The 26,964-nt window shown below is 45.2% G+C and carries 26 protein-coding genes; all 26 read left to right on the forward strand.

From position 1 onward, the window contains the following. Positions 1 to 204 precede the first annotated feature (204 nt). The 26 genes from nrfH to Q0218_RS08995 all read left to right on the forward strand — a co-directional run bounded on the left by nrfH (position 205) and on the right by Q0218_RS08995 (position 26,075). The gene (gene nrfH, locus Q0218_RS08870) at positions 205 to 726 is read left to right on the forward strand and encodes a cytochrome c nitrite reductase small subunit (protein ID WP_039895119.1); all 522 of its coding nucleotides are present in this window, start codon (positions 205 to 207) and stop codon (positions 724 to 726) included. A 19-nt stretch (positions 727 to 745) separates the two neighbouring features. After that, positions 746 to 2,455 (forward strand): ammonia-forming cytochrome c nitrite reductase subunit c552, encoded by a 1,710-nt coding sequence (locus Q0218_RS08875; protein WP_297968805.1) that lies wholly within the window; start codon positions 746 to 748, stop codon positions 2,453 to 2,455. 153 nt (positions 2,456 to 2,608) lie between these two features. Further along, on the forward strand, positions 2,609 to 3,064 hold the full coding sequence (locus tag Q0218_RS08880) for a lysozyme inhibitor LprI family protein (protein ID WP_297968807.1): 456 nt from the start codon (positions 2,609 to 2,611) through the stop codon (positions 3,062 to 3,064). After that, positions 3,061 to 4,101 carry a lipid-A-disaccharide synthase gene (lpxB, locus tag Q0218_RS08885; RefSeq protein ID WP_297968809.1) on the forward strand — a complete coding sequence of 347 codons (1,041 nt, stop codon included), beginning with the start codon at positions 3,061 to 3,063 and terminating at the stop codon, positions 4,099 to 4,101. The genes Q0218_RS08880 and lpxB overlap by 4 nt, the downstream gene beginning before the upstream one ends. Beyond that, positions 4,098 to 4,586 carry a transcription elongation factor GreA gene (gene greA, locus Q0218_RS08890; protein ID WP_297968811.1) on the forward strand — a complete coding sequence of 163 codons (489 nt, stop codon included), beginning with the start codon at positions 4,098 to 4,100 and terminating at the stop codon, positions 4,584 to 4,586. The genes lpxB and greA overlap by 4 nt, the downstream gene beginning before the upstream one ends. Beyond that, the gene (locus tag Q0218_RS08895) at positions 4,586 to 4,912 is read left to right on the forward strand and encodes a hypothetical protein (protein ID WP_297968813.1); all 327 of its coding nucleotides are present in this window, start codon (positions 4,586 to 4,588) and stop codon (positions 4,910 to 4,912) included. The genes greA and Q0218_RS08895 overlap by 1 nt, the downstream gene beginning before the upstream one ends. Further along, positions 4,905 to 5,645 (forward strand): UDP-2,3-diacylglucosamine diphosphatase, encoded by a 741-nt coding sequence (locus Q0218_RS08900; protein WP_297968815.1) that lies wholly within the window; start codon positions 4,905 to 4,907, stop codon positions 5,643 to 5,645. Before Q0218_RS08895 ends, Q0218_RS08900 begins: the two co-directional genes overlap by 8 nt. Before the next feature lies 1 nt (position 5,646). Then, positions 5,647 to 6,588, forward strand: coding sequence for a chemotaxis protein (locus Q0218_RS08905; RefSeq protein WP_295144797.1), 942 nt, complete (start codon positions 5,647 to 5,649; stop codon positions 6,586 to 6,588). 10 nt (positions 6,589 to 6,598) lie between these two features. After that, a complete protein-coding gene (locus Q0218_RS08910; RefSeq protein WP_297968817.1) occupies positions 6,599 to 8,959 on the forward strand; it encodes a chemotaxis protein CheW in 2,361 nt (786 codons plus the stop codon). Positions 8,960 to 8,962: 3 nt separating this feature from the next. After that, positions 8,963 to 9,460, forward strand: a complete 498-nt coding sequence (locus tag Q0218_RS08915) for a chemotaxis protein CheW (protein ID WP_297968819.1) — start codon at positions 8,963 to 8,965, stop codon at positions 9,458 to 9,460. 8 nt (positions 9,461 to 9,468) lie between these two features. After that, positions 9,469 to 10,092, forward strand: a complete 624-nt coding sequence (gene serB / locus Q0218_RS08920; RefSeq protein WP_297968821.1) for a phosphoserine phosphatase SerB — start codon at positions 9,469 to 9,471, stop codon at positions 10,090 to 10,092. Between the two features lie 12 nt (positions 10,093 to 10,104). Next, a complete protein-coding gene (locus Q0218_RS08925; RefSeq protein ID WP_297968823.1) occupies positions 10,105 to 11,100 on the forward strand; it encodes a transaldolase in 996 nt (331 codons plus the stop codon). Further along, positions 11,097 to 13,706 (forward strand): PilT/PilU family type 4a pilus ATPase, encoded by a 2,610-nt coding sequence (locus Q0218_RS08930; protein ID WP_297968824.1) that lies wholly within the window; start codon positions 11,097 to 11,099, stop codon positions 13,704 to 13,706. Before Q0218_RS08925 ends, Q0218_RS08930 begins: the two co-directional genes overlap by 4 nt. A 58-nt stretch (positions 13,707 to 13,764) precedes the next feature. After that, entirely contained in the window at positions 13,765 to 14,301 is a 537-nt protein-coding gene (locus Q0218_RS08935) for a 50S ribosomal protein L25/general stress protein Ctc (protein ID WP_297968826.1), read from the forward strand. Positions 14,302 to 14,309: 8 nt separating this feature from the next. Next, positions 14,310 to 14,870 (forward strand): aminoacyl-tRNA hydrolase, encoded by a 561-nt coding sequence (pth, locus tag Q0218_RS08940; protein WP_297968828.1) that lies wholly within the window; start codon positions 14,310 to 14,312, stop codon positions 14,868 to 14,870. Next, positions 14,867 to 15,280 (forward strand): hypothetical protein, encoded by a 414-nt coding sequence (locus tag Q0218_RS08945; RefSeq protein ID WP_297968830.1) that lies wholly within the window; start codon positions 14,867 to 14,869, stop codon positions 15,278 to 15,280. Before pth ends, Q0218_RS08945 begins: the two co-directional genes overlap by 4 nt. Continuing rightward, complete coding sequence (locus tag Q0218_RS08950) at positions 15,277 to 16,338, forward strand: LptF/LptG family permease (RefSeq protein ID WP_295144820.1); 1,062 nt, start codon at positions 15,277 to 15,279, stop codon at positions 16,336 to 16,338. Before Q0218_RS08945 ends, Q0218_RS08950 begins: the two co-directional genes overlap by 4 nt. A gap of 55 nt (positions 16,339 to 16,393) precedes the next feature. Next, positions 16,394 to 17,635 carry a diaminopimelate decarboxylase gene (lysA, locus tag Q0218_RS08955; protein WP_297968832.1) on the forward strand — a complete coding sequence of 414 codons (1,242 nt, stop codon included), beginning with the start codon at positions 16,394 to 16,396 and terminating at the stop codon, positions 17,633 to 17,635. A gap of 9 nt (positions 17,636 to 17,644) precedes the next feature. Continuing rightward, entirely contained in the window at positions 17,645 to 18,721 is a 1,077-nt protein-coding gene (gene pheA / locus Q0218_RS08960) for a prephenate dehydratase (RefSeq protein WP_297968834.1), read from the forward strand. Between the two features lies 1 nt (position 18,722). Further along, positions 18,723 to 19,823 carry a histidinol-phosphate transaminase gene (gene hisC / locus Q0218_RS08965; RefSeq protein ID WP_297968836.1) on the forward strand — a complete coding sequence of 367 codons (1,101 nt, stop codon included), beginning with the start codon at positions 18,723 to 18,725 and terminating at the stop codon, positions 19,821 to 19,823. After that, on the forward strand, positions 19,824 to 21,518 hold the full coding sequence (gene fliF, locus Q0218_RS08970) for a flagellar basal-body MS-ring/collar protein FliF (protein ID WP_297968838.1): 1,695 nt from the start codon (positions 19,824 to 19,826) through the stop codon (positions 21,516 to 21,518). It abuts the gene before it with no gap. Further along, complete coding sequence (fliG, locus tag Q0218_RS08975) at positions 21,518 to 22,552, forward strand: flagellar motor switch protein FliG (protein WP_295144237.1); 1,035 nt, start codon at positions 21,518 to 21,520, stop codon at positions 22,550 to 22,552. The genes fliF and fliG overlap by 1 nt, the downstream gene beginning before the upstream one ends. Next, a complete protein-coding gene (fliH, locus tag Q0218_RS08980) occupies positions 22,549 to 23,337 on the forward strand; it encodes a flagellar assembly protein FliH (RefSeq protein ID WP_297968841.1) in 789 nt (262 codons plus the stop codon). The genes fliG and fliH overlap by 4 nt, the downstream gene beginning before the upstream one ends. Then, entirely contained in the window at positions 23,337 to 25,184 is a 1,848-nt protein-coding gene (gene dxs, locus Q0218_RS08985) for a 1-deoxy-D-xylulose-5-phosphate synthase (protein WP_297968847.1), read from the forward strand. The genes fliH and dxs overlap by 1 nt, the downstream gene beginning before the upstream one ends. 56 nt (positions 25,185 to 25,240) lie before the next feature. After that, positions 25,241 to 25,402, forward strand: coding sequence for a hypothetical protein (locus tag Q0218_RS08990; RefSeq protein ID WP_297968843.1), 162 nt, complete (start codon positions 25,241 to 25,243; stop codon positions 25,400 to 25,402). A gap of 262 nt (positions 25,403 to 25,664) precedes the next feature. Then, positions 25,665 to 26,075: a Fur family transcriptional regulator gene (locus tag Q0218_RS08995; protein ID WP_297968845.1), complete on the forward strand. Its 411-nt coding sequence runs from the start codon at positions 25,665 to 25,667 to the stop codon at positions 26,073 to 26,075. Positions 26,076 to 26,964: the final 889 nt, after the last annotated feature.

Genomic DNA, 26,964 nt, shown 5'->3' on the forward strand with positions numbered 1-26,964 from the left:
ATATAACAAAGAAAATACGGAGTTGAATAACTCAAATAATGATAATGCTTATTATAATATTTAAGTAATATAAAACCAATCTTTAAATTTAATTTTTATTATGTTAAATTTTAAAACAAACTTTAAGTATTAAGATTATAAAATACGTCCAATAAATAAAGTTAAGTTTTATTTAAATTTATAATGGAGGTTAGAAAGCCCGTCATGGAAAACACGAAGAAAAAAGCATCCATCTGGGTCATTCTTTTGTTGCTATCGTTTGGAGTGGTTATCGGTCACGGACTATACACTTTTTACTATGCCAAGGGATTTTCATACTTTAGTCCGGATCCCGCAGCCTGTAAAAATTGTCACGTGATGAATCAAGTCTACGAAAGCTGGTCAAGAGGCGGACACCAAAACGTCGCTACCTGTAACGACTGCCATTTGCCGCATGATTTTATAGGATATTGGATCATGAAGGCTCAAAGCGGCCTAGGACACGCGTATGCCGTTACTTTTAAAGACAATCCTTACGCATTTACCGCAAACGAAAAAACAAAAAGAGTCGTTCAGGAAAACTGCATGGACTGCCATAAAGAATACGTCTCAAACGTTATCGATCCGCGCGCTATAGGAGCGGCAAAACCGTTTGATAAAAATCTCAAAGAGCATCAAGGCAACTCAAATGAGCCTTTAAGATGTATATCTTGCCACCGCGAAGCGGGACATGCGCATAACTTTTAAAATTTAACAGGAGGATAAAATGAAAAACAAAGTGTTGTATGTAGCTACTTTCTTAGTGGCTGTCGTACTCGGTGCGGCTATGTTCGCGCTTTTTACGGATATCGGCGCTAAAAAAGCCGAAGAAAAGATGTATCCGCTAATGCTCAATAAAGTAAGCGAGCTTGAGCCTGATTTTGAAAAATGGGGCGCAAATTTCCCAAATCAGCTCGATGCTTACAAAAAAATGGAGCATAAAAGCGACGCAAATCCAAAAGGAAGCGAATTTGTAGAAACGGCTTTCGGCGGAGATTTACCTTATAGCAAGATTATTCGCTGGCCTGCGGCTACGGTGTTTTGGAACGGCTATGCATTCGGCGTAGATTACAGCAAACCTAGAACTCACTACTACTCTCAGATAGATCAGATCGAAACCAAAAGAAACGATAAAGAGTATCTAAACGCTCACGGGCTTCCTGCATTTAAGGGTCAGCCAGGATATTGCGTCAATTGCCACACCGGATATTTAACCGCGCTTCAAGTTGATGGCGATTATAACCTAACTGCCGATCCTACGTCTGCTGCGACTAAGCCTATGCCGTTTTTCGATGTAATGCCTAAAGAGGAAGGCGAAAAGAGAAAAGCCGCGTGGACGAAGATGAACTCTATCCCGTATTTCGACGTCATGAAAAAAATCGCGGCTAAACACGGCGAAACTATCCACGGCTCGCACTTAGGTAGCACCTGTGCAGACTGCCACTCGCCAGATGATATGAGTCTAAGAGTTACAAGACCCGCATTCGTGAACGCAATGGTCGCTAGAGGCTACCAAGCCGACGCAAAAAGCGGTATAAAGGCCACCAGACAAGAGATGAGAAGCTACGTTTGTATGCAGTGCCACGTAGAATACTATCCTGCAGGCAAAGAATCCGTTTTAACCTTCCCTTGGAATTTCTGGAAGAAAGACGAGCCGTTTAAGATCGAGAATTTCGACCAATACTATGACGATCAGTTAGCCAAAGAGGACGGATTTAAATTTGACTACATCCACAAAGATACCGGCGCTAAAATCATCAAGATGCAGCACTCAGAGGCCGAGCTAAGCTCGACCGGCATCCACGGAAGAAGCGGCGTAACGTGCGCAGACTGCCACATGCCGTATAAACGCGAAGGCGCTCAAAAGATCACTGAGCACGAAATTTTAACTCCTCTAGCCAATATAAATGCGGCTTGCAAAACTTGCCACCCGCAAAGCGAACAAGTGCTAAAAGATAGAATTTCATTCGTACAAAATCGCCACGCTTACGAGCTAAGAAACTGCGAAAACGCGCTACTTTCTTTGATCCAAGACGTAAAAACGGCCAGAGCCGAGCTAGCTAAGCACGAAAAATTTGCTTCGATCGCCGATGAAAAAGAGAGAAAAGAAGCTATCAGTAAGGCTCTTGAAAAGACTCTTTACTTGCACCGCAAAACTCACATCCGCTGGGACTTCGCATTTAGCGAAAACAGCTACGGCTTCCACGGAGACGAAGAGTCGGCTAGAATCCTAGGTCAATGTAAAGAATTTGCTCGCCAAGGACAAACCGAGCTAGTTAACGAGCTTGCGCCTTATGGCATCAGCATTAAGCTAACTCAAGAGGCTACTCCGGTTCCTGCGCCTGCTTCTTTAGGACATAAATATCCTATCGGCGTAGCGCCTACCGAAGCTATGAAAAAAGCCGACGAAGACGTTAAGAATCTAAATTTTAAATAAACCCCAAAACCCAAGGCCTGCGGGCTTTGGGTTTTTTAAATTTACGCATTTACCTTTCAAATTTTAAAATCCGAATTTTTCTTATAAATTTAAATTTTATTGTTTATTTAGCCGTTTTAGGCGATAATTCCCGTTAAATTTAAAGGGTAAAATATGCTTAAAAAATTTATTTTTGCTGCTTTTGCGGCAAGCCTCGTTTTTAGCGCGCAAGAACTAGCGATAAAGACAAAGCCTTCGTCAAATTCGCCGTCGAATTTAGAGACGAATCTTGAAGAAAGGGACGAATCGCAAGAACGCGTAGATGAATGCATGCAAAAAGATAGCTCTACCGCCGGTATGGTAGGGTGTATAAATACTGAATTCGCCGTCCAAGATAAAATTTTAAACGAAAACTATAAAAAGGCTATGAGCGTACTAAACGACGAAAATAAAAAAATCCTAAAAGATATACAGCGCAAATGGGTCGCTTATAAAGAGGCCAAATGCGCTTTTTATCCTCCGCAAGGAACGATTCACCGTCTAGATGCGGCCGATTGCTATTTGCAGATGACTAAAGAGCGCGCGGCTGAGCTTGCGTACGTAGCTAGCGAATTTGAGGGCAATCAGTGAAGCTACTCGTCTCTTGTTTGGAGGCTTCTGCAAATTTGCACTTCGAGCAGGTTTTAGAGCATCTGCCAGAGTGCGAGCTAAAAGGCATTTTTGACGAGAAATTGGGCGAACCTTTTATGCCAAGCTCGGAGTTTTCCGCGATGGGCTTTGTGGAGGTTTTGCCGCTTTATTTTAAGGCAAAACGCGCCATAAAAGAGATGACTCGCCTTGCCGCAGAGTGCGACGCCGTGCTGGTGATAGACAGCCCAGCTTTTAACCTGCCGCTAGCTAAGGCAATCAAAGAAGCGGGCATCAAAACGCCCGTAACCTACTACATCTTGCCGCAGGTATGGGCGTGGAAGGCCGGACGCGTGGCGAAGGTCGAGGCGTACTGCGATCATTTGGCTTCGATTTTGCCCTTTGACGGGATGTATTTTAACCGATCGCGCTACGTCGGACACCCGCTGCTTGATGAGCTGCGAGTACGAAAAAACGAGCTTTTGCAAAGCGACAAGATTGCCTTTATGCCCGGATCCCGCCGTGCTGAAATTTCGCGTTTGATGCCGATTTTTCTCGAGGTAGCAAGCCGTATAAAAGATAAAGAAAAACTGCTAGTCGTCCCGCCTTTTTTAGTAAACGAAATGCAAATTTACGGCGACGTTAGCGACTTTAGCGTGGTTACGGACGCGCCGCGCGCGCTTTTGCAAAGCGAGTTTGCCTTCATCTGCTCAGGTACCGCGACGCTACAGGCCGCGCTCGTGGGTACGCCGTTTGTTTTAGCTTATAAGGCAAAGGCAATCGATATAATGATCGCGCGGATGTTTGTGAAGCTGCGCCACATCGGGCTTGCAAATATAATGTTTGATTTTATGGGCGAAGAGTCGCTGCACGAGGAGCTGCTACAAGAGGAAGTAACGCCCGGCAATCTCATAAAAGCCTACGAGAGCTGCGATAAAAAGAAATTTATCGCTGGCTGCGAAAGGCTGCGAAGATACCTAAAATACGGCTCTGCCGCAAATGTGGCGCAAATTTTAACAACTAAAAAGGATAAAAAATGACTGAACCTATGACGCTTTTCGGGTATGAAAAAATCACGAACGAACTAAAAAACCTAAAGACGGTCGAAAGGCCCAATATCGTCGAAGAAATCGACATCGCGCGCAGTCACGGCGACCTAAAAGAAAATGCTGAATACCACGCTGCACGCGAAAAGCAGGCGTTTATCGAGAGCCGTATCGCCGAGCTAAGCGACATAGTAAGCCGCGCTAAGGTAATCGACCCCGCAGAGTACGAGCACGATAAAGTGAAATTCGGCTCAACAGTCGTCATCATGGACGTAGAAACCGAGCTAGAAAAGACCTACACGCTAGTAGGTACGCCGGAGAGTAACCTAGAGCGCGGTCTCATCTCTATAAACTCGCCTCTAGCCAAACAGCTAATCGGCAAGAGCGAGGGCGACGAGGTCGCGCTAAATTTGCCAAACGGCAGAAGCGACGTAGAAATAGTATCGGTTAGCTACAAGCCGATAAAATTTGAGGACTGATGAGAGAGTTTGCGGGGGCGGTTAGTCTCAAATTTATTCGCAGGGCGGATAGTTTTGCGGCCGTTTTTAGGTTAAACAAAAAAACCCTAAATGCGGCAAATATCGCCAAACTTGCGGTAAAATTTACGCTACCGGGGGTAGCGAGGAAATTTGCTTTGATGCAGATTTTATCGCCTTTAAATTTGACTGCCGGTTTTAAAATTTCAAGTTTGCCAAGTGCTAAATTTTTAAAAATCGCTTTAGCAAAATTTGCCTTGCTAAGTTTGCGAGACTTTAGGCTTGCAGCTGCGAATTTAACGCTTAAAAAAGCAAAATTTTATGCCTGAGCAAATCGTTATAAAAGAGGGAGCGATATTTATCGCCGACTCGCACGAAAACGAAAACCGTAAAAATTTCCTACGCTTTTTGTACGCGTTAAAAAGCGGCGAGATAAAGACGCCGCAGCTGTTTTTGATGGGCGATATGTTTGATTTCTTAGCCGCGCAGTGCGAGTTTTTTGTCAAATTTTACGAGCCTTATATCGATGTCATAAACGAGATAAGCAAAAAAACGGAAATTTATTATTTTGAGGGAAATCACGATTTTAACCTCGCCCCGCTTTTTAAAAACGTCAAAACCTATCCTATCGGCGCGCAGCCGGTTAAATTTGTTTCAAAGTGCCAAAAATGCGTTTTTATCGCGCACGGAGATATATTTTTACCTTTGGTTTCAAAATACGCTTTGAGATTTTTACGCGTCGAATTTTTTTTAAAAACGATGAATTTTTTCGATAAATTTTTAAATTTCAGACTCTCGAAACGAATTTTAAATAAGCTTAAACGAAAAATTTTAGATTATAAAATCCCTAATTTTAAAGAGCTAGCCGAAGCTAAAGTATATCGGTATAACGGTATTTGTAAGGCCGATATCGTCATCGAGGGGCACTATCATCAAGGCGATATTTTTGAGCTTGGTTCTCAAAAATATGTAAACGTGCCGTCTTTTGCATGCGAGCAAAGCTATTTTATAGTAGAATACGTTCCAAATATCAAGTTTGCTCGAAAGAGCGTAAAGGTTTAAAATGCTTAACAACGGTGAACTAAAAACCGGTTCAAACGAGATGGAGCTTGTTGATTTTCGTATCTTTAAACAATCAGGCGACAAGGTATATGAGGGTATATACGGCGTCAATGTCGCAAAGGTGCGCGAAATCATCAAAATGCCGAATTTAACCGAACTTCCCGGAGTACCCGAGTATATTGAGGGGATTTTTGATTTACGCGGGGTCGTAATACCCGTGATAAATTTAGCCAAATGGATGCAGATAAATGAGCCCAAAGACGCGGCGATCAAGCCTCGCGTCATCATCGCCGAATTTAGCGAAATTTTGATAGGTTTTATCGTCCATGAGGCAAAACGCATTAGGCGTATAAGCTGGGCTGATATCGAGGCGGCGACCTTTGCTTCAAATGCAGGGACGCTAGATAAAGGTAAAATAACGGGCGTAACTCGCATCGAAAACGACGAGGTTTTGCTCATACTAGATCTTGAAAGCGTAGTCGAAGAGCTTGGCATCTATAGTCCAAAAATAGAAGTCGAAATCGATCAAAGCAAGCTTTTAAGCGGCCTGGCGCTAGTGCTAGACGATAGCTCGACGGCTAGAAAGCTCGTAAAAGACACGCTAGAAAAAATGGGGCTAAAAGTGGTAGAGGCAAAAGACGGCGTAGAGGGGCTTGCTAGGATGGAGGATCTTTACGAGATGTACGGCGATAAGCTAAGCAATTTTTTAAGGGTCATATTGAGCGATATAGAGATGCCGCAGATGGACGGATACCGATTTGCCTCGACGATAAAAGACGATCCTAGGTACGCGGGAATTCCTATTATATTTAACTCGTCTCTAAGCAACGACTACAGCGAAGCTCAAAGTAGGGAAGCGGGAGCTGCGGCGTATCTGACTAAATTTGATGCGACGCTATTTTATAACGAGGTGCTTCGAGTAATCGAGGCGCACAAGAAATAAGGGGGAAATCATGGACGATATGAAAGAAATAATGGAAGACTTCCTAGTCGAAGCCTTCGAACTAGTAGAACAAATAGACCATGACCTCATAGAGCTTGAGTCAAATCCCGAGGATTTAGAGCTTTTAAATAGAATTTTCCGCGTCGCGCATACGGTTAAAGGATCATCAAGCTTTTTAAATTTCGACATACTTACTAAGCTCACCCACCACATGGAGGACGTACTAAACAAAGCCCGCCGCGACGAGCTAAAAATAACTCCGGACATAATGGACGTGGTGCTAGAGTCCGTGGATATGATGAAAGGACTGCTGCACGGCATCAGAGATAGCGGTAACGACACGGATGTGGGCATCGATATAGAAGATATCTGCAAAAGACTAACCGCGATATCTGAAGGCGAAGCTCCGAGCGCTGCTGCTAGCAATCCGGCTCCCGTAGAGCCCGAGCCGGTAGCGGAGGCGCCAAAAGAGCCTGAGCCAGAACCCGTTAGCGATGAAAATTTGTCAAATTTAAGCGATGATGAGGTAGAGGCTGAGATAGAAAGACTGCTAAAAATAAGAAAAGCCGAGGATCAAGCAAGACGCGCTCAAAAAGCAACCGGAGGCGAAGCGCCAAAGCCTGCCGCACCGGCCGCGCCGCAAGCTACCGCTCCCTCAAATTCGGCTCCGACTCCAAAACCCGCTCCCGCAAAGCCGGCCGATAAAAAAGAGGAGAAGAAAGTTCCTGCGACCGGAGGCGGAGGAAGCACGGACGAGCAGACTATACGCGTCGAGGTTAAACGCCTAGATCATCTGATGAACCTTATCGGCGAGCTGGTGCTTGGCAAAAACAGATTGCTTAAAATTTACGACGACGTCGAGGAGAGATACGAGGGCGAAAAATTCCTCGAGGAGCTAAATCAAGTCGTATCCAGCCTAAGCCTGGTAACTACCGACATACAGCTAGCCGTTATGAAAACGAGGATGTTGCCTATCGCGAAAGTGTTTAATAAATTTCCTCGCATGATCCGCGATCTAAGCCGCGAACTAAATAAGCAAATCGACCTTGAGATCACGGGCGAAGAGACGGAGCTGGATAAATCTATCGTTGAGCAAATCGGTGATCCTCTCGTTCATATGATAAGAAACTCGTGCGACCACGGTATCGAAGACGGCGCAACCAGACTAGCTGCTGGAAAACCGGAAAAAGGCACTATCCAGCTCAAAGCCTACAATGAAGGCAATCATATCGTAGTCGAGATCACCGACGACGGCAAAGGACTAGATGCTGAGATGCTAAAGGCTAGATCGGTCGAAAAAGGTATCATCACCGAGCGCGAAGCTGACGCGATGAGCGACAAAGAGGCGTTTGGGCTTATATTTAAGCCGGGATTTTCTACTGCGGCAAAGGTAACTAACGTAAGCGGCCGCGGCGTGGGAATGGACGTCGTAAAGACCAATATCGAAAAGCTAAACGGTATAATCGATATCGAAAGCGAAGTGGGCAAGGGTACGACGATGAAGCTAAAAATCCCGCTCACGTTAGCCATTATCCAGTCGCTTTTAGTAGGCGCGCAGGAGGAATTTTTCGCTATCCCTCTAGCAAGCGTCTTAGAGACCGTGCGAGTGCCGATCGATGATATCTACACGATCGACGGCAAAAACGTGCTTAGACTACGCGACGAAGTACTTTCGCTGGTTAAGCTCTCAGACATCTTCGGCGTCAAGCAGGTCTTTGACGGCGGAGATCAGACCTACGTGGTCGTTATCGGCGTAGCGGAGGCAAAGCTTGGCATCATCGTAGATAGTCTAGTAGGACAAGAAGAGATCGTAATTAAATCAATGGGCGATTATCTCCAAAACATCCCCGGAATCGCAGGCGCTACGATAAGAGGCGACGGCCGGGTAACGCTAATCATAGACGTTGGCATGATGATGGAGATGGCAAAAGATATAAAAGTAGACATAAAAGCTAGTATAGAGGCCTCAAAAAGCGTAAAAGAAAAACCGAGCGATTATAAGGTGCTAATCGTAGACGACTCGAAGATGGATAGAACGATCATGCAAAAATCGCTTGCCCCTCTTGGCGTAACGGTTATCGAGGCCACTAACGGCGTAGAGGCTCTAGCTATCGTAAAATCGGGCGAACATGCGCTTGATGCGATGCTAATAGATATCGAGATGCCAAGAATGGACGGCTATACGCTAGCGGGCGAAATTAGAAAGTATTCAAAATATAGAAATTTGCCGCTCATAGCGGTAACATCAAGGACGTCAAAGACCGACAGGCTAAGAGGCGTGGAGGTAGGAATGACCGAGTACATCACCAAGCCGTATTCGTCCGAGTATCTTGAAAACGTAGTTAGAAAAAATATCAAACTAATAGGATAGAACATGAACGACAAACTAAATCAGGTTCTAAAAAGACAAAAAAGACAGGTGATGGATCCTAGCGAAAAAGAGCGCGAGGAGATCGTCCAGCTAGTCGGTTTCATCGTAGGCGACGAGGAGTATGCGATACCTATTTTAAATATCCAAGAGATCATTAAGCCTATCGAATACACTCGCGTGCCTAGCGTGCCGGAGTATGTTTTGGGCGTGTTTAACCTACGCGGTAGCGTCATCCCGCTAATCGACTTGAGAAAGAAATTTTCTCTAAACGCCGCAAAACCGAGCCCAAGTACGAGGTATATCGTGATGAAAGAGGGCGATAACGTCGCGGGATTTGTGATCGACAGGCTAACGGAAGCCATCAGGATACAGCAAAATAGAATCGATCCGCCGCCTGAAACGCTTTTAAAAGACAAAGGCATGATTTACGGTATCGGCAAAAGAGACAATAATATCCTTACGATTTTAAAAGTCGAAGCACTGCTAAAACGCGATTTTTAGGGCTAAATTTGATAAAGCTTTGCGTATTTGATTTTGACTCGACCCTGATGGACGGCGAGACAATAGATTTTTTAGCCGCGGCAAACGGCGTCGGAGACGAAGTTAGCGAGATAACGGCAAAGGCGATGGTGGGCAAGCTTGATTTTTTCGAGAGCTTGACGCGCCGCGTATCGCTTTTAAAGGGGCTTAAGCTTGCTAAAGTAGATGAAATTTGCTCAAATTTGCCGCTCATGCCCGGAGCCGCCGAGCTAATAGCGCATCTAAAAAGCAAAGGCGTCAAGGTCGTAGTTTTTAGCGGAGGATTTCACTCGGGCACGGACAGAGCGCAAGAGAAGCTCAAATTTGACGCTAGCTTTGCAAACATCCTGCACCACAAAAACGGCGTCTTAACCGGACTCGTGGGCGGCGAGATGATGTTTGGCTTTTCAAAGGGCTCGATGCTTGTAAATTTGCAAAAAATGCTTGGTATCTCAAAAGAGCAGACGATGAGCGTAGGCGACGGCGCCAACGACCTATCCATGTTTGAGCATTCAAATTTGAAAATCGCGTTTTGCGCGAAGCAAATTTTAAGGCAAGCGGCAACTTGTTGCGTGGATAAAAAAGATTTGCGCGAGATCATAAATTTGATATAAAAGGCGAGAAAAATGTTTAATAACGATATAAATTTTTCATTGTGGTGTGACTTTATCGAGCGCGACTTTTTGCAAGACGAGTTTGAAAATTTGCTTAAAATCGGCGCTATTAACGGCGTGACCTCAAACCCGTCCATCTTTAAAGCCGCATTTTTGTCGGACTCCTACAAAGACGTCATCGGCCAAATGGGCAAAAAATATCCAAAGGCGCTTTACGAGGCGCTCGCGGTGCAAGATATCAAGATAGCCGCGACCAAGCTTTTGAGGCATTACGCAAACGGCGACGACGGATTTGTTAGCATCGAGGTCGATCCTAGCTTTTGCGATAACGCCACGGCTACGGTGGACGAGGGCGCTAGACTACACGCGGAGATCGGCATGCCAAACGTCATGATCAAAATCCCCGCGACAAAAGCGGGCTTTGAAGCGATGAGCGCTCTAAGCGCGCGCGGTATCGCGGTAAATGCGACGCTGATTTTCTCGCCGGAGCAAGCCGTAGCGTGTTTGGACGCTTTTGAAGAGGGCGTGAAAGCTTATGAGAAAAAATTTCCGCTAACTCCGCTGCCAAAAAGCGTGATTAGCATTTTTGTTAGCAGGTTTGATCGCTTGCTAGATGAAAAAATGCGCGAGAACTCGCTACCGACGGGTCAAATCGGCATCATGAACGCGACTAAAATTTACAAAATCATAGAAAACAAAAACCTGCCGACGACGCGAGCGCTGTTTGCTAGTACGGGCGTAAAGGGCGACGAGCTGGCAAAAGATTATTATGTAAAAGAGCTAATGTATCAAAATGCGGTAAATACGGCTCCGCTTGATACTATCAAAGCTTTTATCGCTAGCAAAAACGAACCTAAAACCGCAGTTAGCGATGACAGTATAGAGAAATTTTTCGGCGTAGTAAAAAGAGCCGACATAGACATGGAAAAGGTTTACAAAGACTTGCTAAACGACGGCTTAAAGCAGTTTGTGACGGCATTTGAAGATATAATGAAAGCGTTAAAATGAAGCCTTTAAGATTTACTTCGGTAGAGCAAGAAGAGGTTAAAGACTACGAACCTATCGGCTCTAGCATAAAATTCGACACTAGGGACGACGAGCTTGAGCGCATAATAAACCAGCGCGCAAATGCCGTAAAAAGCGACATAGAAGCCGTCAGAGCCAAAAATAAGCAGATGGCGCAGGCTAGAGAGGCTGCTGTAAACGAGTCTACAGAGTCCGCGCAGGATGCGAGCAGTGACGAACTCAAAGAAGAGCTTTTTGACAACCCATCTAGCGACGGTAAATTTAAGAACGAGGTTTTAGATCAAATCTCGCAAGAGGGCAAACCAGACGACGAATCTTTAAACCAATCCTTTAGCAAGGATGAGCCTAGCGACGAGACATTTGTCGCGCGTATACCGTCGGTTAAATTTGACGATGAGGATTTGCCTAAGATAAAACTAGTAGACGACGATGATTTAGCGCAGACAAACGATACCCTAAACGAGCCGTCCCAAGGCGATACCAAGCCCAATGATTACGAGAATAACGATTTTAGCGGTCTTTACGAGCCTTTAGAACTTAAACTAGACGTAAATAAAAATTTGCAAGAGATAAGCGAAGCATTGCACGAGATAGATAAAATGGACGCCTCCGATAAATTTAATGACGGTGAGGGTATACCCGCTCAGGATGAGATTAAATTTAACGACGAAGAATACGCTTTTAAGCAATATGATACCGAAATAGATAGCAAAGACGCGCCGGCGCAAGACGAGGTTGGTTTTAACGGCGAGACAGCGCTAAATTCGGACTTGCCTTTGTTGCAGACCGGAGCCTATCTAGCTGGTAAAAACGACGCGAAAATAATCGACGAAGCCCACAAAGACGTGCTGGAGATAAAAGATGAGGATTTGCCTTGCCTTAAAGAGGCCGAGCCTGACGTAGAGCTAAAACCGGTGATAGATATTTTAGATTACGTTCCTTACGAGCCTAGCGAAGATGAAGACGAAGCGAATGAGGATGCGATTTTGAGCGAAGAGCCTAAATTTGGCAGAAATTTAGAACAAGTGGCTCAAACAGACGAAAAAAGCGCAGAAGAGCTAAATTTGCAAACGCCAAGCTTAATGCAAGAAAAAAGCGAGAAAAGCGACGATAAAGAAAATTCGGCACCAAAATTTATTATCAAAAACGAGGAAAAATTGGAAAAGATACATGAAAGCGAGCCTCAAATGGTAGCACAAGAGATAAATCTAAAACAAACAAAAGAGCGACGGGATGAACAAAATTTAGATGCTAGAAGCGTAGCCAGGTTAAATTTAAGCCCTCAAAACGAGCCTGCCAAGCCGGCACGAGTAGATAGAGCCGCGCTTTTAGCCGATCTTGTCGCAGATGTCGCAGAGCCTTTTGCACCGCAAGGATTTGGCGTAGGCGCAGCGACGGAGGACGATAGCGAAGAAAGAGCCGAGATAAAAAATAAGCTTGACGAGTATCTGCTAAAGCTAATCGAAGGCGGCGGAAGCGACCTGCACGTAAAATCTGGTAAAGTAGTACGAGGTAGATTTAACGGCGAGATCGTAAAGATGGGCGATAGGGTTTTGGATTACGATAGGGCCGTACTTTTGGCTAAGGAAATTTTGGGAACGAATTATTATAATCTCATGAAAAAAAAGAACGTAGATTTTACGTACAAGCTAAACGATGATTTTCGCTTCCGCGCAAACGTTTTTTTGCAGATGGACGGCGTATCTTTCGTTTTTAGAACGATTCCGACTAGGATTCCTACTATGTCCGAGCTTTTGCTACCGCCTATTATCGAGAAACTTTGCGACAAGGTAAATAGAGGCATTATGCTCGTAACCGGTCCGACCGGAAGCGGCAAAACTACGACGCTAGCTAGCATGATAAACTATCTAAATCATACGAAAAACTATCATATCGTAACTATCGAAGACCCGATCGAGTTTATATATAATGACGATAGAAGCGTTATTAACCAACGCGCTATCGGGCAAGACGTCGATAGCTTTGCCGATGCGTTAAGGGCGTCTTTGCGCGAAGACCCGGACGTTATATTCGTGGGTGAGATGAGAGACCTGGAGACTGTTAGAACCGCGATAAATGCCGCAGAAACCGGCCACTTAGTGCTTGCAACGCTTCACACACTTGATGCTAAAGAAACTATAGGCCGCGTCATAAATATGTTTCCAAAAGAGGAGCAAAACCGCATAAGAATGACTTTCGCATCGGTTTCCGAGGCTATCATCTCTCAGCGTCTGGTCCTAACTACGGCCGGCAAACGCCGTGTCGCCTGCGAAATAATGGTAAAAAACATCAGGGTAAGGGATATGATTCTCGAGGATAGAGATAGCGAAATTTACGATGCGATAGAACAAAGTAAAAACACCTATGGGATGCAGACCTTTGAGCAGCATTTGCTAGACATGTATACCGCGGGCGTTATTACGAAAGAAGAAGCGCTAAGAAGCGCGAGCAGAAGGGAAAATCTCGATATAAAAATCAAAAGCGCAGACCTTGCTAAAAAGCGAGCTATGGTTGCCTCCATCGAGGAAGACGACGAGCTTTTAAAAGAGTTTCAAAGCGAGATTATCGCGCTTAAAGATATCAAGTAAGGCGAAATTTATATAAATTTGGGTATTATCTGCCTCTATTTTTAAGGAAAGGGAAACGATGTTAGAAGGTATCGTTAGAGAGAGTATCGGTAAAAAGGCGTCAAAAGCCTTGAGAAGAGATGGTTATCTAATCGCCAACATTTACGGCAAGGGATTAGAGAATGTGCAAGCCGCTTTTAAAATCAACGATTTTATAAAAGAGGTTCGCAAAAAAGAGAGCCTTGCGTTTGACGTAAAAGTAGGCGGAAAAACCTTAAAAGTCGTAGTAGTCGAGTATCAAAAAGATCCTGTGACAAACGCGTTAAAACACGTTGATTTAAAGGTTGCGCTTCCAGGCGTCGTCTCAAAATATATGATCCCGGTTAAGCCTTACGGAACTCCGGTCGGTCTAAAAAATAAAGGCGTTTTGATCATCTCCAAAAGACGCTTAGCCGTAAAATGCACGGCTGAAAATTTGCCTAATTCATTTGACATAGACGTTAGCGGTCTTGATATAGACAATACCGTGTTGGTGCGCGATATAGCCGTTCCTGCGGGCGTCACTATGATCGATGCCGACCGCGTAGCGGTTCTAGGCGTAATAAAAGCTAAATAAGGCTAGCCTTGATACTCATAGTCGGACTGGGGAATCCCGGTCCCGAGTACTCCAAAACAAGACACAATGTCGGCTTTATGCTGATAGATAGACTCAAAAACTCAAATTTCACTGACGTAAGCTCAGCTAAATTTCAAGGCGAGCTGTTTAAATTTCAAAATTTACTTCTTCTAAAACCGACGACCTTTATGAACCTAAGCGGACGAAGCGTAAAAGCAGTCGCCGATTTTTACAAACCTGAGCGCATTATCGTTATTCACGACGACCTTGATCTAAATTTCGGCGTCGTTAAATTTAAAAAAGGCGGCGGAAACGGCGGACATAACGGGCTAAAATCAATCGATGCCTTAATGGGCGCAGACTACGAGCGCGTACGTATCGGAATAGGCAGAAGCGCGCACAAAGGTGAAAGTGCGGTAACTAGCCACGTGCTTGGCGAATTTAGCGCAGATGAAAAAGAGGGGCTGGAAAAGATTTTAGGCTACTGCGAAAATGCACTAAATGAGCTAATAAAAACCGATATCGACGCCGTTTCGCAAAAATTTTCAACAAAAAAAGGCATTTTGTGAGAGGATTAAATTTGGCATTTGCGACTTTTACGTTTTCTCAAATTTTATGGCTTTTTAAAGCGCTCAAAAATCGGTTAAATTTAGAGTCCAAATTTAAAGTCTTGCGCCTAATCTTCTTTACCGTAAATTTTATAAATTTGCTTAAAAACTTTACTCGCAAGTTTATAAAATTTACGAAAAAAACGCTCGGACGAAAGCTTAAATTTGGATTTTTTAAGAGCATAAAACAAGTCTATTTTCCGTCTAGCCAAAAAGCGACAAATTTAAGCGTCATTATGGCGGCAAAGGATGCATATTTGCAGCATGGCTCAAATAATAAATTTGCAGGGCAAGTTTACGGTATTTTCGGTATCGCCGCTTTTGTATGCATTCCATCGTGCGTAAAATTTGATCTAAAAGAGCTTAAATGAACCTTTACGCGCGTTACGTCGGCTGGCTTTATTTTAAATACTTCGCGATCTTGTTTATCGCGCTCACGCTTTTTTACGTCGGTATCGACATCCTAACCAACCTAAAAGATATGCCCGCAAGTGCGAACCTAAAGCTGCTTTATTTCGGACTTACCTCGCTTACGGCGGTAAACTACGTCTTGCCGCTTGCGCTCATTTTTGCGCTGATAACTAGCAAATTTAGCATGATCCGTAGCAACGAGCTAGTTAGCTTTTACGCGCTGGGTATCGACAAAAATCGCCTAATAAAGCCGCCTTTTTATATAGCGCTTGCTATCACGTTTATTTACGTCGGATTAAATTTTACGCCGTTTGCCTACTCTTACGAATACGCCAGAAATATCGTTAAACTCTCGCATTTATCGCGTACGAGCTCGGATATTTTCTTAAAATTCGAGGGCAAATTTATCTATATAGATAGCCTCAGCCCGATTAGCGGCGAAGCTAAAGACGTTCGGATATTTGACGTAAACGGTAGCGATTTGCGCGCTGCTACGTTTGGACGTAGCGCTAGATTCGTAGATGACGCGTGGCTTTTAAAAGAGGCGAAAATCGTAAATTTACCGCAAAATATCAAACTGGGCGAAAAAGGACTCGATATTAAAACGCCAAGCGGGTTAAAAACGCTTGAAGGCTTTAAACCAAAAACGATAGAAAGCGCGTCGGCAGAGAATTCGGCGATCACGATTTCTGATGCGGTGGATTATATTTTAGCGTTTAAAGACGAGGGTATCGGGCTAAATTCGACCAAAACGACGCTTTACAACCTTGCTTTTGCGCCGTTTTTTGCGCCTTTTATGGTGCTTATTATTTACTATTTTTTGCCGGTTACGGGACGATTTTTCAACCTCGCCTTAAAAAGCTTTATCTTCACGATAGCCTCGCTTTGCGTCTGGGGTGCGCTTTTTGTGATGATGAGGTTTGCCAGAAACGGCGTCGTCTCGCCCGAGATCGGCGTGCTTTTACCGATTATTTTACTCGGCGCATACGCTTTTTATCTACATTTTAAAAGTCGTTAAGAGAGATTTAGGCAAAATTTCTGTAAAATCTAACTATTTTTAAACAAGGCTAGTTATGGATTTTACGAATTTAGCACAAAAATACGGCACTCCTCTTTACGTTTACGATTTTGACTATATGGCGCACCGCTACGAAGCGCTAAAAAACGCCTTTCACGCTAGAAAATCTCTCGTATGTTACGCCGTTAAGGCAAACTCAAATTTAAGCGTTTTGAAATTTTTAGCCGGGCTTGGAGCCGGATTTGACTGCGTGAGCGTAGGCGAAGTTAGGCGCGCGCTGCTAGCGGGGGCTAAAAACTACCAGATCATCCTAAGCGGCGTGGGTAAGCGCGACGACGAACTCAAATTTGTGCTGGAAAATGAAATCTTGATGATAAATTTAGAAAGCGAAGCCGAGATGAACCGCCTGGAAGCGATCGCAAAACAGCTAGACAAGTCCGCTCGCATCAGTATCCGCGTAAATCCCGACATCGACGCTAAAACTCACCCCTACATCTCAACCGGACTAAACGAAAATAAATTCGGCGTGGATCTGCAAACGGCCAAAAAAATGTATCTTCACGCTAAAAACTCGCCGTATCTCGAGCCCGTGGGCATCCATAGCCACATCGGCTCGCAGCTAACCGACATCAAGCCCGTTATCGAAGCGGCAAAGATCGTGGCAAATTTGGCTCGCGAGCTAAAGGCGGCGCAAATCGACATCAAATTTTTTGACGTCGGCGGCGGTATAGGTATCGTTTACGGCGACGAGAGCGAGCCTGATCTATACGAATACGCGCAGGGTATTTTGGCAAATTTAAGCGGACTGGATGTCACGGTAGTCTGCGAGCCGGGACGCTTTATCGTCGGCAACGCGGGATATTTTCTAACTAGCGTGCTTTACGAGAAATTTAATAAAGAAAAGCGCTTTGTGATCGTAGACGGCGCGATGAACGACCTTATCCGCCCGAGTCTTTATCAAGCTAAGCATAAAATTTTTGCTCTTAGCGGCAGCAAGACTCTTTGCGAGTGTAAAAAAGAGCAGCTTCGGGAGCTCAAATTTAGCCCTTGCGACGTTGTCGGGCCGATATGCGAGAGCGGCGATTTCCTCGCAAAAGACCGAAATTTACCGCCTCTAAACCCAGGCGATCTCGTCGTTATCAAATCAGCGGGCGCATACGGCTTTGCGATGAGCAGCAACTATAACACTCGTGGGCGCGCTGCGGAGGTTGCGGTAAAGGGCGGCGAGGACTTTATGATTAGGCGCCGCGAGAGTTTTGAAGACGTAGTGGCGCTGGAGCGAGAATTTTTAGGCTAGGGAGCGAAAATGCAAAACATAAACGACCTTAGAAGCGAGATAGATAAGATCGACGACGAGGTGCTAAAGCGCCTAAACGAGCGTATGAATTTCGTGCGAAAGATCGGAGAGCTAAAGCAAACCAGCGGCAGTGCGATTTACCGCCCCGAGCGCGAAAGAGCTATCCTAAACCGCCTTGAGGGACAAGACTCCGCATTTTTAAACAAGGCCGCGATCGAGGCGATTTATCTTGAGATTTTCGCCGTCAGTAGAAACCTCGAGATGCCTGAAAAAGTCGCCTATCTAGGGCCTGAGGGCACCTACACGCACCAAGCCGCCGAGAGCCGTTTTGGCGCGATGAGCGCGTATCTGCCGCTAGCTAGCATCGAGGCGGTTTTTACGAAACTAAAGCACAAAGAGGCCAAATACGGCGTCGTGCCGATAGAAAATAACACCGAAGGCGCGGTAGGCGCTACGCTAGACTGCCTCGGGCGATTTGATAGCGTCAAGGTCGCGGCTGAAATTTACATGGATATCCACCACATTTTTGCTAGCAAATGCGAAAATTTAAAAGACATTAAACGCATCTACTCGCACCCGCAAGGCTACAATCAATGCCGCAAATTTTTAGACGATCACATGCTTTCAGCCGTCGAGTTTATCCCGGCAAAATCGACCGCGCAGGCCGCGCAGCTAGCCGGTAGCGAGCCAAACTCGGCCGCCATCTGTTCTAAGATCGCAGCCAAGCTTTACGGCGTGCCGATCTTGTTCGAGACGATCGAGGATAATGCCGCAAACCGCACGAGATTTTTTATTTTAAGCGATTTTAAAAACGAGCGAGCGCAAAAGAATAAAACTTCTATCCTAGCAAAGACCGAACACCGTCCCGGCGGGCTAGTGGAGCTGCTTTTGGCATTTAGAGACGAGGGTATAAATATCACCAAGCTGGAGAGCCGCCCGATAAAACAGCGCGAATTTAAGGCGAATTTTTATATAGATTTCGAGGGGCACATCGACGACGACAACGTCCAAAAAGCGATACAAAAAGCGATAAGTTACGGCCACGAAATCGCGTGGCTAGGAAGCTACGTCGCGTGGGAGGAATGAGATGAGATTTAATGAAAATTTGGCAAATTTAGTAAGCTACGAGGCGGGCAAACCTATCGAGCTAGTCGTGCGTGAATACGGCATCGACGCAAAAGACGTCATCAAGCTGGCCAGCAACGAAAACCCCTACGGTACGAGCCCTGCGGTAGTAAAAGCGATCGGCGAGATAGTAAATAAAATGCATCTCTACCCCGACGACAGCTACTTCGAGCTAAAGGCCGCGCTAGCTAGAAAATTCGGCGTCAGCGAAAAATCTATCGTAATAGGCTCCGGAAGCGATCAGATAATAGAATTTGCCGTGCACGCAAAAGCAAACGCGAATAAGGGAATTTTGACCGCGGGCATAACATTTGCGATGTATGAAATTTACGCTAAAGCAGCTGGCGCGAAGGTCTTTAAAACAAAGAGCAAAGAACACGATCTAGGCGATTTTTTGCAAATTTACAAGGCTAACAAAGACGAGATCGGCGTGATATTTTTGTGCGTACCTAATAATCCTCTTGGAGGCTGCCTAGACGCCGAGGAAATTTATAAGTTTTTAGAGCAGATTGACGCCGACACGCTCGTGGTCATTGACGGCGCGTATCAGGAGTTTGCTAAATTTAAAGACGCGAAAAAAGAGATAAAGCCTCGTGAGCTCATAGCTAAATTTCCAAACGCGATATATCTAGGTACGTTTTCTAAGGCTTACGGCCTTGGTGGTATGCGCGTAGGATACGGCATCGGCGAGCAAAGCGTGATGAACGAGCTGGGAAAACTAAGGGCTCCATTTAACATAACGACTCTTAGCCTAAAAGCGGCCGTAGAAGCGCTAAAAGACGAAGAATTCGTAAAAATGACGCTTGAGACAAACTTTAAAGAGATGAAAAAATACGAAAAATTTGCCGATAAGCACGGCATAAAGCGTCTGCCTAGTTTTACGAATTTTATCGTTTTTGAATTTGAGCGCCAAAATTCAAGCGAGCTTGCTCAAAATCTGTTAAAAAAAGGTATAATTTTACGTGATCTAAAAGGCTACGGATTAAACGCGATTCGTATAACGATTGGATTGCCGAATCAAAACGATGTAGTTTTAAAACAAATCGAGGAAAATTTAAAATAAATGGATTTTAAAGCAATATTTCAACAAATCGGGCAAATTTACCAAAATCTCTCGCTAAAACAGCGGCTAGTGGCTATGGGGTCGGTTGCTTTAGTGGTTGGATTTTTAGTATTTTTAAGCATTTACAAAAGCTCAAACGTAAACTACGACGGATATAGCGTTCTTTTTGAAAATACCTCCGCAGCGGACTCTGCGCTGATAATCCAGCAGCTTGAAAAAGATAAGGTTAAATATAAAATTTTAAATGAAGGTACGATTTTAGTGCCAAATGCCGACGTTTACCGCGAGAGAATCTCGGTGGCGTCGCTTGGGATTTTAAAAGACGGCAAAGTCGGTTTTGAGATTTTCGATAAGCAAGAATTCGGCGCGACGGATGCCGAGCAAAAGGTTAAATTTCAGCGCGCTTTGGAGGGCGAGCTGGCACGTACGATCGAGAGTTTGGCGCCTATTAAAAAAGCTATCGTTCGTATCGCGATACCTAAAGAAACGCTTTTTACAGAGCGAGCTACGCCGCCAAGCGCATCAATCGTTTTAAATTTAAAAGACGGACAGAGCTTAAATTTAAAGCAAATTACGGGTATTAAAAATTTAGTTGCCGCCGCGGTAGCAAATTTAAAACCCGAGCAGGTAAAAATCGTGAGTGAAGATGGAGCTCCGCTAGGCGAAGAGGACGGCGAATACGACAGCGATCAAATCACTCAACAAATAAAATATAAGCGCGACGCCGAGCAAGGCCTAGAAGAAAAGATCATAAACGTCCTATCGCCTATCGTGGGCGGCTCAGATAAGGTCGTGGCTAAGGTGACTATAGATTTTGATTTTGCCAGAAAAGATAGCCAAAGCGAGACCTTTGATCCAAATTCGGTCGCTAGAAGCGAGCAAAACGTCGAAGAAAAGCGCCAAGGCAGCAAAGAAGCCGAAGTGCAAGGGGTGCCTGGAGCCGTAAGCAACATCGGCCCGGTCGAAGGCCTGCAAGACGGCAAAATGAAAGAACTCTACTCTAAAAGCTCATCTACGACGAACTACGAAATCTCAAAAAAGGTCGAACGCGTCAAGGATCAGTTTGCTAAGATAAACCGCCTAAGCGCCGCAGTCGTAGTAGATGGAAAATACGAAAATAAAAAAGACGAAAACGGAAATCCGACTAAAGAAGTAGTCTATGTGCCGCTTGATGAAAAGCAGTTAAATAGAATCGACGCTCTCATCCGCCAGTCTATCGGCTTTGATCAAAACAGAGGCGATGAAGTGACGGTTAGTAACTTCGAATTCCAGCGCCCAGACGGACAAACTCCTGCTAGTAAGGTAAATTCGTTCTTTGAGCTTTATATCTTGCCTTTTGCTCCGCTGTTAAAATATATATTCGTAGCGATTTTACTCTACTTTTTCTACAAAAAAGTTATCGTGCCGTTTATGTCTAAGATGCTTGAGGATGTCAAAGAAGAAGAACCAGAACCGATGCCAGATATCGTCGAGCTTGACGATAGCGAGGATACGCTGGAGAAATTTAAGGCCGCTAAGAAAAAGGTTGAAGAGCAGCTGGGCGTAGGAGGCGACTTTAACGAGGACGAGCTGCGCTACGACGTGATGCTCGAAAAGATGAAGCTAGTGGCTCAAGAGCGCGCTGAGGAGGTCGCGGTACTACTCCAAGATATGATAAAAAACGACGCCGAATTTAGTAATCGTAAGGATATTTGATGGCTTCTATTAAACTCACGGAACAACAAAAGATGACCTATGACGATCTGTCAATGCCGGAAAAGGTCGCTATCTTGCTCATACAGCTCGGCGAGGATGCCACGACTCAGCTTTTCTCGCATATGGAAGTCGATGTGATAACCGAAATTTCACGCTACATCGCTACGGCAAGAAGCGTCGATAAGGCTGTGGCTTCGGCGGTTTTGGACGAATTTTACGCCTTGATGCAGTCAAATCAATATATAAGAAGCGGCGGACTTGATTATGCGAAGGAAATTTTATACCGCACGTTCGGTCCGGAAGCTGCGCAAAAGATCCTCGACAAACTCGCCAAAAGCATGGAAAACTCAAAGAGTTTCGGCTATCTTACCAAGGTTAAGCCTCAGCAGCTTGCCGACTTTATCGTTACCGAGCATCCTCAGACTATCGCGCTTATTTTAGCGCATATGGATTCAACCAGCGCAGCCGAGACGTTGTCGTTTTTCCCTGATGAGCTTAGGAGCGAGGTTGTAGTTAGGATGGCGAATTTAGGCGACATCAGCCCATCTATCATCAAGCGCGTCTCAACCGTGCTTGAGGGCAAGCTAGAGAGCCTAACGTCATACAAGGTCGAAGTCGGCGGTCCAAGAGCCGTCGCCGAGGTGCTAAATCGTCTCGGACAAAAAGCGTCTAAATCTACGATCGAATATATAGAAGACGTCGATGAGAAGCTCGCTACGACGATCAAAGAGCTTATGTTTACCTTTGAGGATATCAATACCCTCAACCAAGCAGCTATCCGCGAGATACTTAAAAACGTAGATAAAAAAGACCTTATGATCGCTCTAAAAGGCAGCGGCGACGCGCTTAAAGAGAAATTTCTCTCCAGCATGTCCCAGCGCGCCAGCGATTCGTTCAAAGAAGAGATGCAATTTTTGGGCGCGGTGCGCGTAAAAGACGTCGAGGACGCTCAGCGCCGCATAGTAGAGCAGGTTCAGGCTCTAGCCGAGAGCGGAGCGTTCCAAATAGGCGAAAGCGATGAGATGATAGAATGAAAAGCAGTTTAATATCAAGCGAAAAAGCCAAAGAGCATTTTATAGAAAATTACAGATTTAAGGTGCTGGGTCAAGAAAAAAAGCAAGACTCGGCTCGTGGGCAGGACTCCGAGGATCAAAAATCTGACGCCGGTGAGCAAGAGAGTTCAAATTTAAACGACGCAAAAGAGCAGGGTGCGCATTTTAAGCCCGAATCAAGCTTTATCGAGGAGCTGCTAAAACGCACCGACGAGATGAGCGGCAATATGATAAAGCTGCAAATGCAAATCGAAAATCAAGAAAACGAATTTGCTAAACGCCTAGAAAGCGAGATCCAGCGCGCCAAAGAAGACGGCATAAGGCAGGGCGCAGAGGAGGCGGCGGCTAAATTTAACGAAGAACTAAAAGCGCTTGAGAGCAGGTATCTGGGCTCAATAAATAAGCTAGAAGAAGCGGCGGCTAAATTTGAAAATCTCATCGTATCTAGCGAAGCGCAGCTTCCGACTACTGCTATCGAGATCGCAAAAGAGGTCGTAAAAAAAGAGACTTCTCTAAATTCGGCAAACATAGCCGCAGCCATATGCAAAGAGCTTTTTGGCGAGATCAAAGACGCCAAAGAGGTGCAGGTTAAAGTAAATCCGAAAGATTACGAGTTTATCAAAGAAAATTTTTCCGGTCAAAACGTCAAAATTTCTGCCGACGAAGCCATCAGCGCGGGCGGAGCAATCGTACTTAGCGACGCGGGAAACCTCGAGGGCACGATCGAAGCCAGACTAGAAAAAATCAAAAAGATAATAGGGCAATGATAGACGTAAAATCTATGAACGTGCAGGAGCTCGAAGCGCTTTGCGGGGAGCTCCGAGATAAAATTTTACAAACCGTCAGCGCAAACGGCGGGCATCTGAGCTCAAACATCGGCGCGGTCGAGCTTATCGTCGCGATGCACTATGTTTTTGACGCCGCAAAAGATCCGTTTATATTTGACGTTAGCCACCAAAGCTACGCGCACAAGCTAATCACCGGACGCTGGGATAAATTTGATACGCTTAGAAAATTCGGCGGTATCAGCGGCTACACCAAGCCCTCCGAGAGCAAATACGACTACTTTATCGCCGGTCACAGCTCCACCTCTATCTCGCTTGCAGTGGGCGCGTCAAAGGCGATCAAGCTAAAGGGCGAGGATCGCATCCCAGTGGCCTTTATCGGCGACGGCTCGATGAGTGCGGGTATCGCGTACGAGGCGCTAAACGAGCTAGGCGATATCAAAAATCCCTGCGTCATCATCCTAAACGACAACGAAATGAGCATCAGCAAGCCCATCGGCGCCTTTAGCAACTATCTCTCGCAGATGATGGCAGGGCCGCTGTATCAGAAGTTTAAAAGCCGAGTCGAGAGATTTTTGAGCTATATGCCAGACGGCGCCGCGTATATGGCGCGCAGGATGGAGGAGGGCATCAGGATATTTACGCCGGGGATGTTTTTTGAGGAGCTTGGGCTTGAGTACATCGGTCCCGTAAACGGTCACGACGTAAAGGCGCTTATCGAGGCTTTTAGCGTCGCAAAAGGTATGAAAAAACCCGTCGTCGTGCATGCGCAGACGCTAAAGGGCAAGGGCTACGAAAAGGCCGAGGGGCATCTAGCAAGCTGGCACGGCGTGAGTCCGTTTGATCTGCGAAGCGGCGAAGCTATCAAAAAATCAGCCGCCAAATCGGCCACCGCGCTTTTTGCGGAAAATTTGCTAGACCTCGCCTGTAGGCATGAGGATATCGTCGGAGTTACCGCCGCGATGCCTACGGGCACGGGCATAGACGCTCTGATGGAGAGATTTCCGGATAGATTTTGGGACGTCGCGATCGCCGAGCAGCACGCCGTCGCCTCTATGGCCGCGATGGCCAAGGAGGGCTTTAAGCCGTTTATCGCGATTTATTCGACCTTTTTGCAGCGGGCGTTTGACCAGGTCGTGCACGACTGCGCGATCATGAATCTAAACGTCGTCTTTGCGATGGACCGCGCGGGTATCGTCGGCGAGGACGGTGAAACGCACCAGGGCGCGTTTGACGTTAGTTATCTAAATTTGATCCCGAATTTGACGATTTTCGCGCCTCGCTGTGCCGATAGTTTTAGGCTAGCGATGCGCTATGCCTACGCTCACGAGGGGCCTTGCGCTTTTCGCTATCCGCGCGGAGCTTTTGCGCTGGCGCAGGGCGAATTTGAGGCGCGAGAGCTAAAGCTCGGCAAGGGCGAAATCTTGGTCGAGGGTGGCGGAGAAGCGGCCTTTATCGCTTACGGCAACGCCGCGGGCAAGGCAAATGCCGCGCGCAAAATTTTGCTCGAAAAAACGGACGGCAAATTTGACCCGAGCCTCGTTGACCTAGTGTTTGTTAAGCCGCTTGACGGCGAACTTTTGCAAGAGCTCGCGTGCAAGCATAAAATTTGGTACGTCTTTTCCGATACCGCAAAAAAAGGCGGCGTAGGCGAGATTTTGGCCGCGTTTTTGCAGGAGCGGCTCATTTTTGACGTACGCATCGTTAGCTTTGAGTTTGACGACGCGTTTATCCCGCACGGTGCTACGGCCGATGTCGAGAGGACTCTAGGTATCGACGCGGCAAGCATTTGCGATAAAATTTTAGCCGAAACGGCGGGTCAAATTTGAGCTGAAGCGTTTTTACGTGTTTTGGCGAGCGTATCTGGGCGGAAAGGGCGAAAAATTTGAGCGAAACAAATCTTTTTATGCTAGGTCTTGCCTCTCTTGCTTTGATTTACCATGCCTTAAGCGTCACAGGCAAATTTGCGCGCGCTAGGTATACTTTACTTGTTTTTATCTTCGTTTATCTTTTTATCGGACTGGTTTTACTGCGGATTTTGGGTTGAATTTATACTAGGTATGCTTTGTAAATTTTGATTTGTGCTAATTTTGCTCGCTGCGACCTTTTGCGCTAAAGAGGCTTAAGCGGGTTTATAAATCGCGCCTTTGGTCTCGTTAAATTTGGCTAAAATATCGCCTGGATTAAATTTGGGCTATTTTTGCTTCTATTTAACATAAATTTTAGCAGATAATAATTTATATTACCAACTATAAAGAAGTTTTAAATAATTTTTTTGTATATTTAGGAAAAAATACTAGGAAAAAACGATGAACTATATGGAACTTCTTAAAAATCGCGGCCTTAAAGCCACTCCGCAACGCCTCAGCGTACTAAAAATCCTCGATCGCCACTCTCATCCTACGATCGATGAGCTATACGAAGAGATTTGCGCCGAAAATCCTTCCGTATCGCTAGCGACGGTATATAAAAACCTAAATATGCTCAAAGACGAGGGGCTAGTCGTCGAGGTCAATATGCCAAACCAAAAGGCGCGTTACGATATCTTTAGCCATCCTCATATACATGTGGTTTGCGAGAGCTGCGGGAGCGTAGAGGACTATGATTTTTGCGAGGCGCTGGATGCGTATAAGGAAAATTTGGAGAGAAAATTAGGAAATCTAATCGAAAAGATGAACGTGATAGCAACCGTCAAGGATTGTAAAAACTGCCGCAGATAGCATCGGCTAGTTTTTGGTTTTTTAGAACTTTGCGGATTTGGCTCATTTTTAGTTTTATTTTGGCGGTGTTTTGGGTTTAGAATCGGCTCAACGAAACCTAATCGGAGCCTATCTTATTGATTTTAGCAAAAATACGATAGAGTTTTTTTTGTAGAGATATCGCTTTGTAAGCGCCTTATTTGTTTTTTGTATCTTTGCCGTTATAATATCTAAGCCCTACCTTGCCTTGCCTTGCTACTTATTAAAAATATAGCTTTCGTCTTAACTTACCGCTTATTTTGACGACGTTTTTCTGATAAAGGCATAACTTTAACTATCTCTAAACGCAAACGGCACATAGGATTAAATTTTGATAGGTCGCATATCAGACGAGCTAAGCGCGTAAATTTAAAAACAAAAACAGAGGTCTTTTGTCTTGTTTCTTTTAAGTTATTTTATAAATTTAACGCGGCGATTCTGGTCGTGCTGGCGATTGGTGCGGGGTATTTTGTGTATGCGAAAGAATTTAAACAAAAAGACTGTGGTTGCGGTAGCGGTAAGACTTGCAGCTCTAAAAGAAAAAGATACGATTGACGCGTATTTTTGCCTGCGAGCTTTTGCGGTTTTTTGCGTTTTATTTACTGCGTGTTTTAAATTTACATTTTCATGACGCGAATTTGGGCGAGTAAAATTTGAAGCCGAAATTTACAAATTTAGCCAAATTTGACTTCAAATTTTAGTGCAAAAAAATCAAGGCGAAGTATCGTGAGATGGATTTTTACTTCGCTATGCTCGTAACGCTAAAGCGAGAAAGGGCTTTGCTTCCCTTACGGTCGCAACTGTAAGCAGAAGCGACGTAAAAATTTAGCGTAGGCTGGACAAGATAGTCCGCCGAGCTAAATTTTTACTA

The organism is uncultured Campylobacter sp. (assembly GCF_938039245.1).
Classification (GTDB): Bacteria; Campylobacterota; Campylobacteria; order Campylobacterales; family Campylobacteraceae; genus Campylobacter_A.

Coding starts and splice junctions, on each gene's coding strand:
- nrfH (WP_039895119.1), top strand. CDS start 205: ATGGAAAACACGAAGAAAAAAGCATCCATCTGGGTCATTCTTTTGTTG.
- Q0218_RS08875 (WP_297968805.1), top strand. CDS start 746: ATGAAAAACAAAGTGTTGTATGTAGCTACTTTCTTAGTGGCTGTCGTA.
- Q0218_RS08880 (WP_297968807.1), top strand. CDS start 2,609: ATGCTTAAAAAATTTATTTTTGCTGCTTTTGCGGCAAGCCTCGTTTTT.
- greA (WP_297968811.1), top strand. CDS start 4,098: ATGACTGAACCTATGACGCTTTTCGGGTATGAAAAAATCACGAACGAA.
- Q0218_RS08895 (WP_297968813.1), top strand. CDS start 4,586: ATGAGAGAGTTTGCGGGGGCGGTTAGTCTCAAATTTATTCGCAGGGCG.
- Q0218_RS08900 (WP_297968815.1), top strand. CDS start 4,905: ATGCCTGAGCAAATCGTTATAAAAGAGGGAGCGATATTTATCGCCGAC.
- Q0218_RS08905 (WP_295144797.1), top strand. CDS start 5,647: ATGCTTAACAACGGTGAACTAAAAACCGGTTCAAACGAGATGGAGCTT.
- Q0218_RS08910 (WP_297968817.1), top strand. CDS start 6,599: ATGGACGATATGAAAGAAATAATGGAAGACTTCCTAGTCGAAGCCTTC.
- Q0218_RS08915 (WP_297968819.1), top strand. CDS start 8,963: ATGAACGACAAACTAAATCAGGTTCTAAAAAGACAAAAAAGACAGGTG.
- Q0218_RS08925 (WP_297968823.1), top strand. CDS start 10,105: ATGTTTAATAACGATATAAATTTTTCATTGTGGTGTGACTTTATCGAG.
- Q0218_RS08930 (WP_297968824.1), top strand. CDS start 11,097: ATGAAGCCTTTAAGATTTACTTCGGTAGAGCAAGAAGAGGTTAAAGAC.
- Q0218_RS08935 (WP_297968826.1), top strand. CDS start 13,765: ATGTTAGAAGGTATCGTTAGAGAGAGTATCGGTAAAAAGGCGTCAAAA.
- Q0218_RS08950 (WP_295144820.1), top strand. CDS start 15,277: ATGAACCTTTACGCGCGTTACGTCGGCTGGCTTTATTTTAAATACTTC.
- lysA (WP_297968832.1), top strand. CDS start 16,394: ATGGATTTTACGAATTTAGCACAAAAATACGGCACTCCTCTTTACGTT.
- pheA (WP_297968834.1), top strand. CDS start 17,645: ATGCAAAACATAAACGACCTTAGAAGCGAGATAGATAAGATCGACGAC.
- hisC (WP_297968836.1), top strand. CDS start 18,723: ATGAGATTTAATGAAAATTTGGCAAATTTAGTAAGCTACGAGGCGGGC.
- fliF (WP_297968838.1), top strand. CDS start 19,824: ATGGATTTTAAAGCAATATTTCAACAAATCGGGCAAATTTACCAAAAT.
- fliG (WP_295144237.1), top strand. CDS start 21,518: ATGGCTTCTATTAAACTCACGGAACAACAAAAGATGACCTATGACGAT.
- fliH (WP_297968841.1), top strand. CDS start 22,549: ATGAAAAGCAGTTTAATATCAAGCGAAAAAGCCAAAGAGCATTTTATA.
- Q0218_RS08995 (WP_297968845.1), top strand. CDS start 25,665: ATGAACTATATGGAACTTCTTAAAAATCGCGGCCTTAAAGCCACTCCG.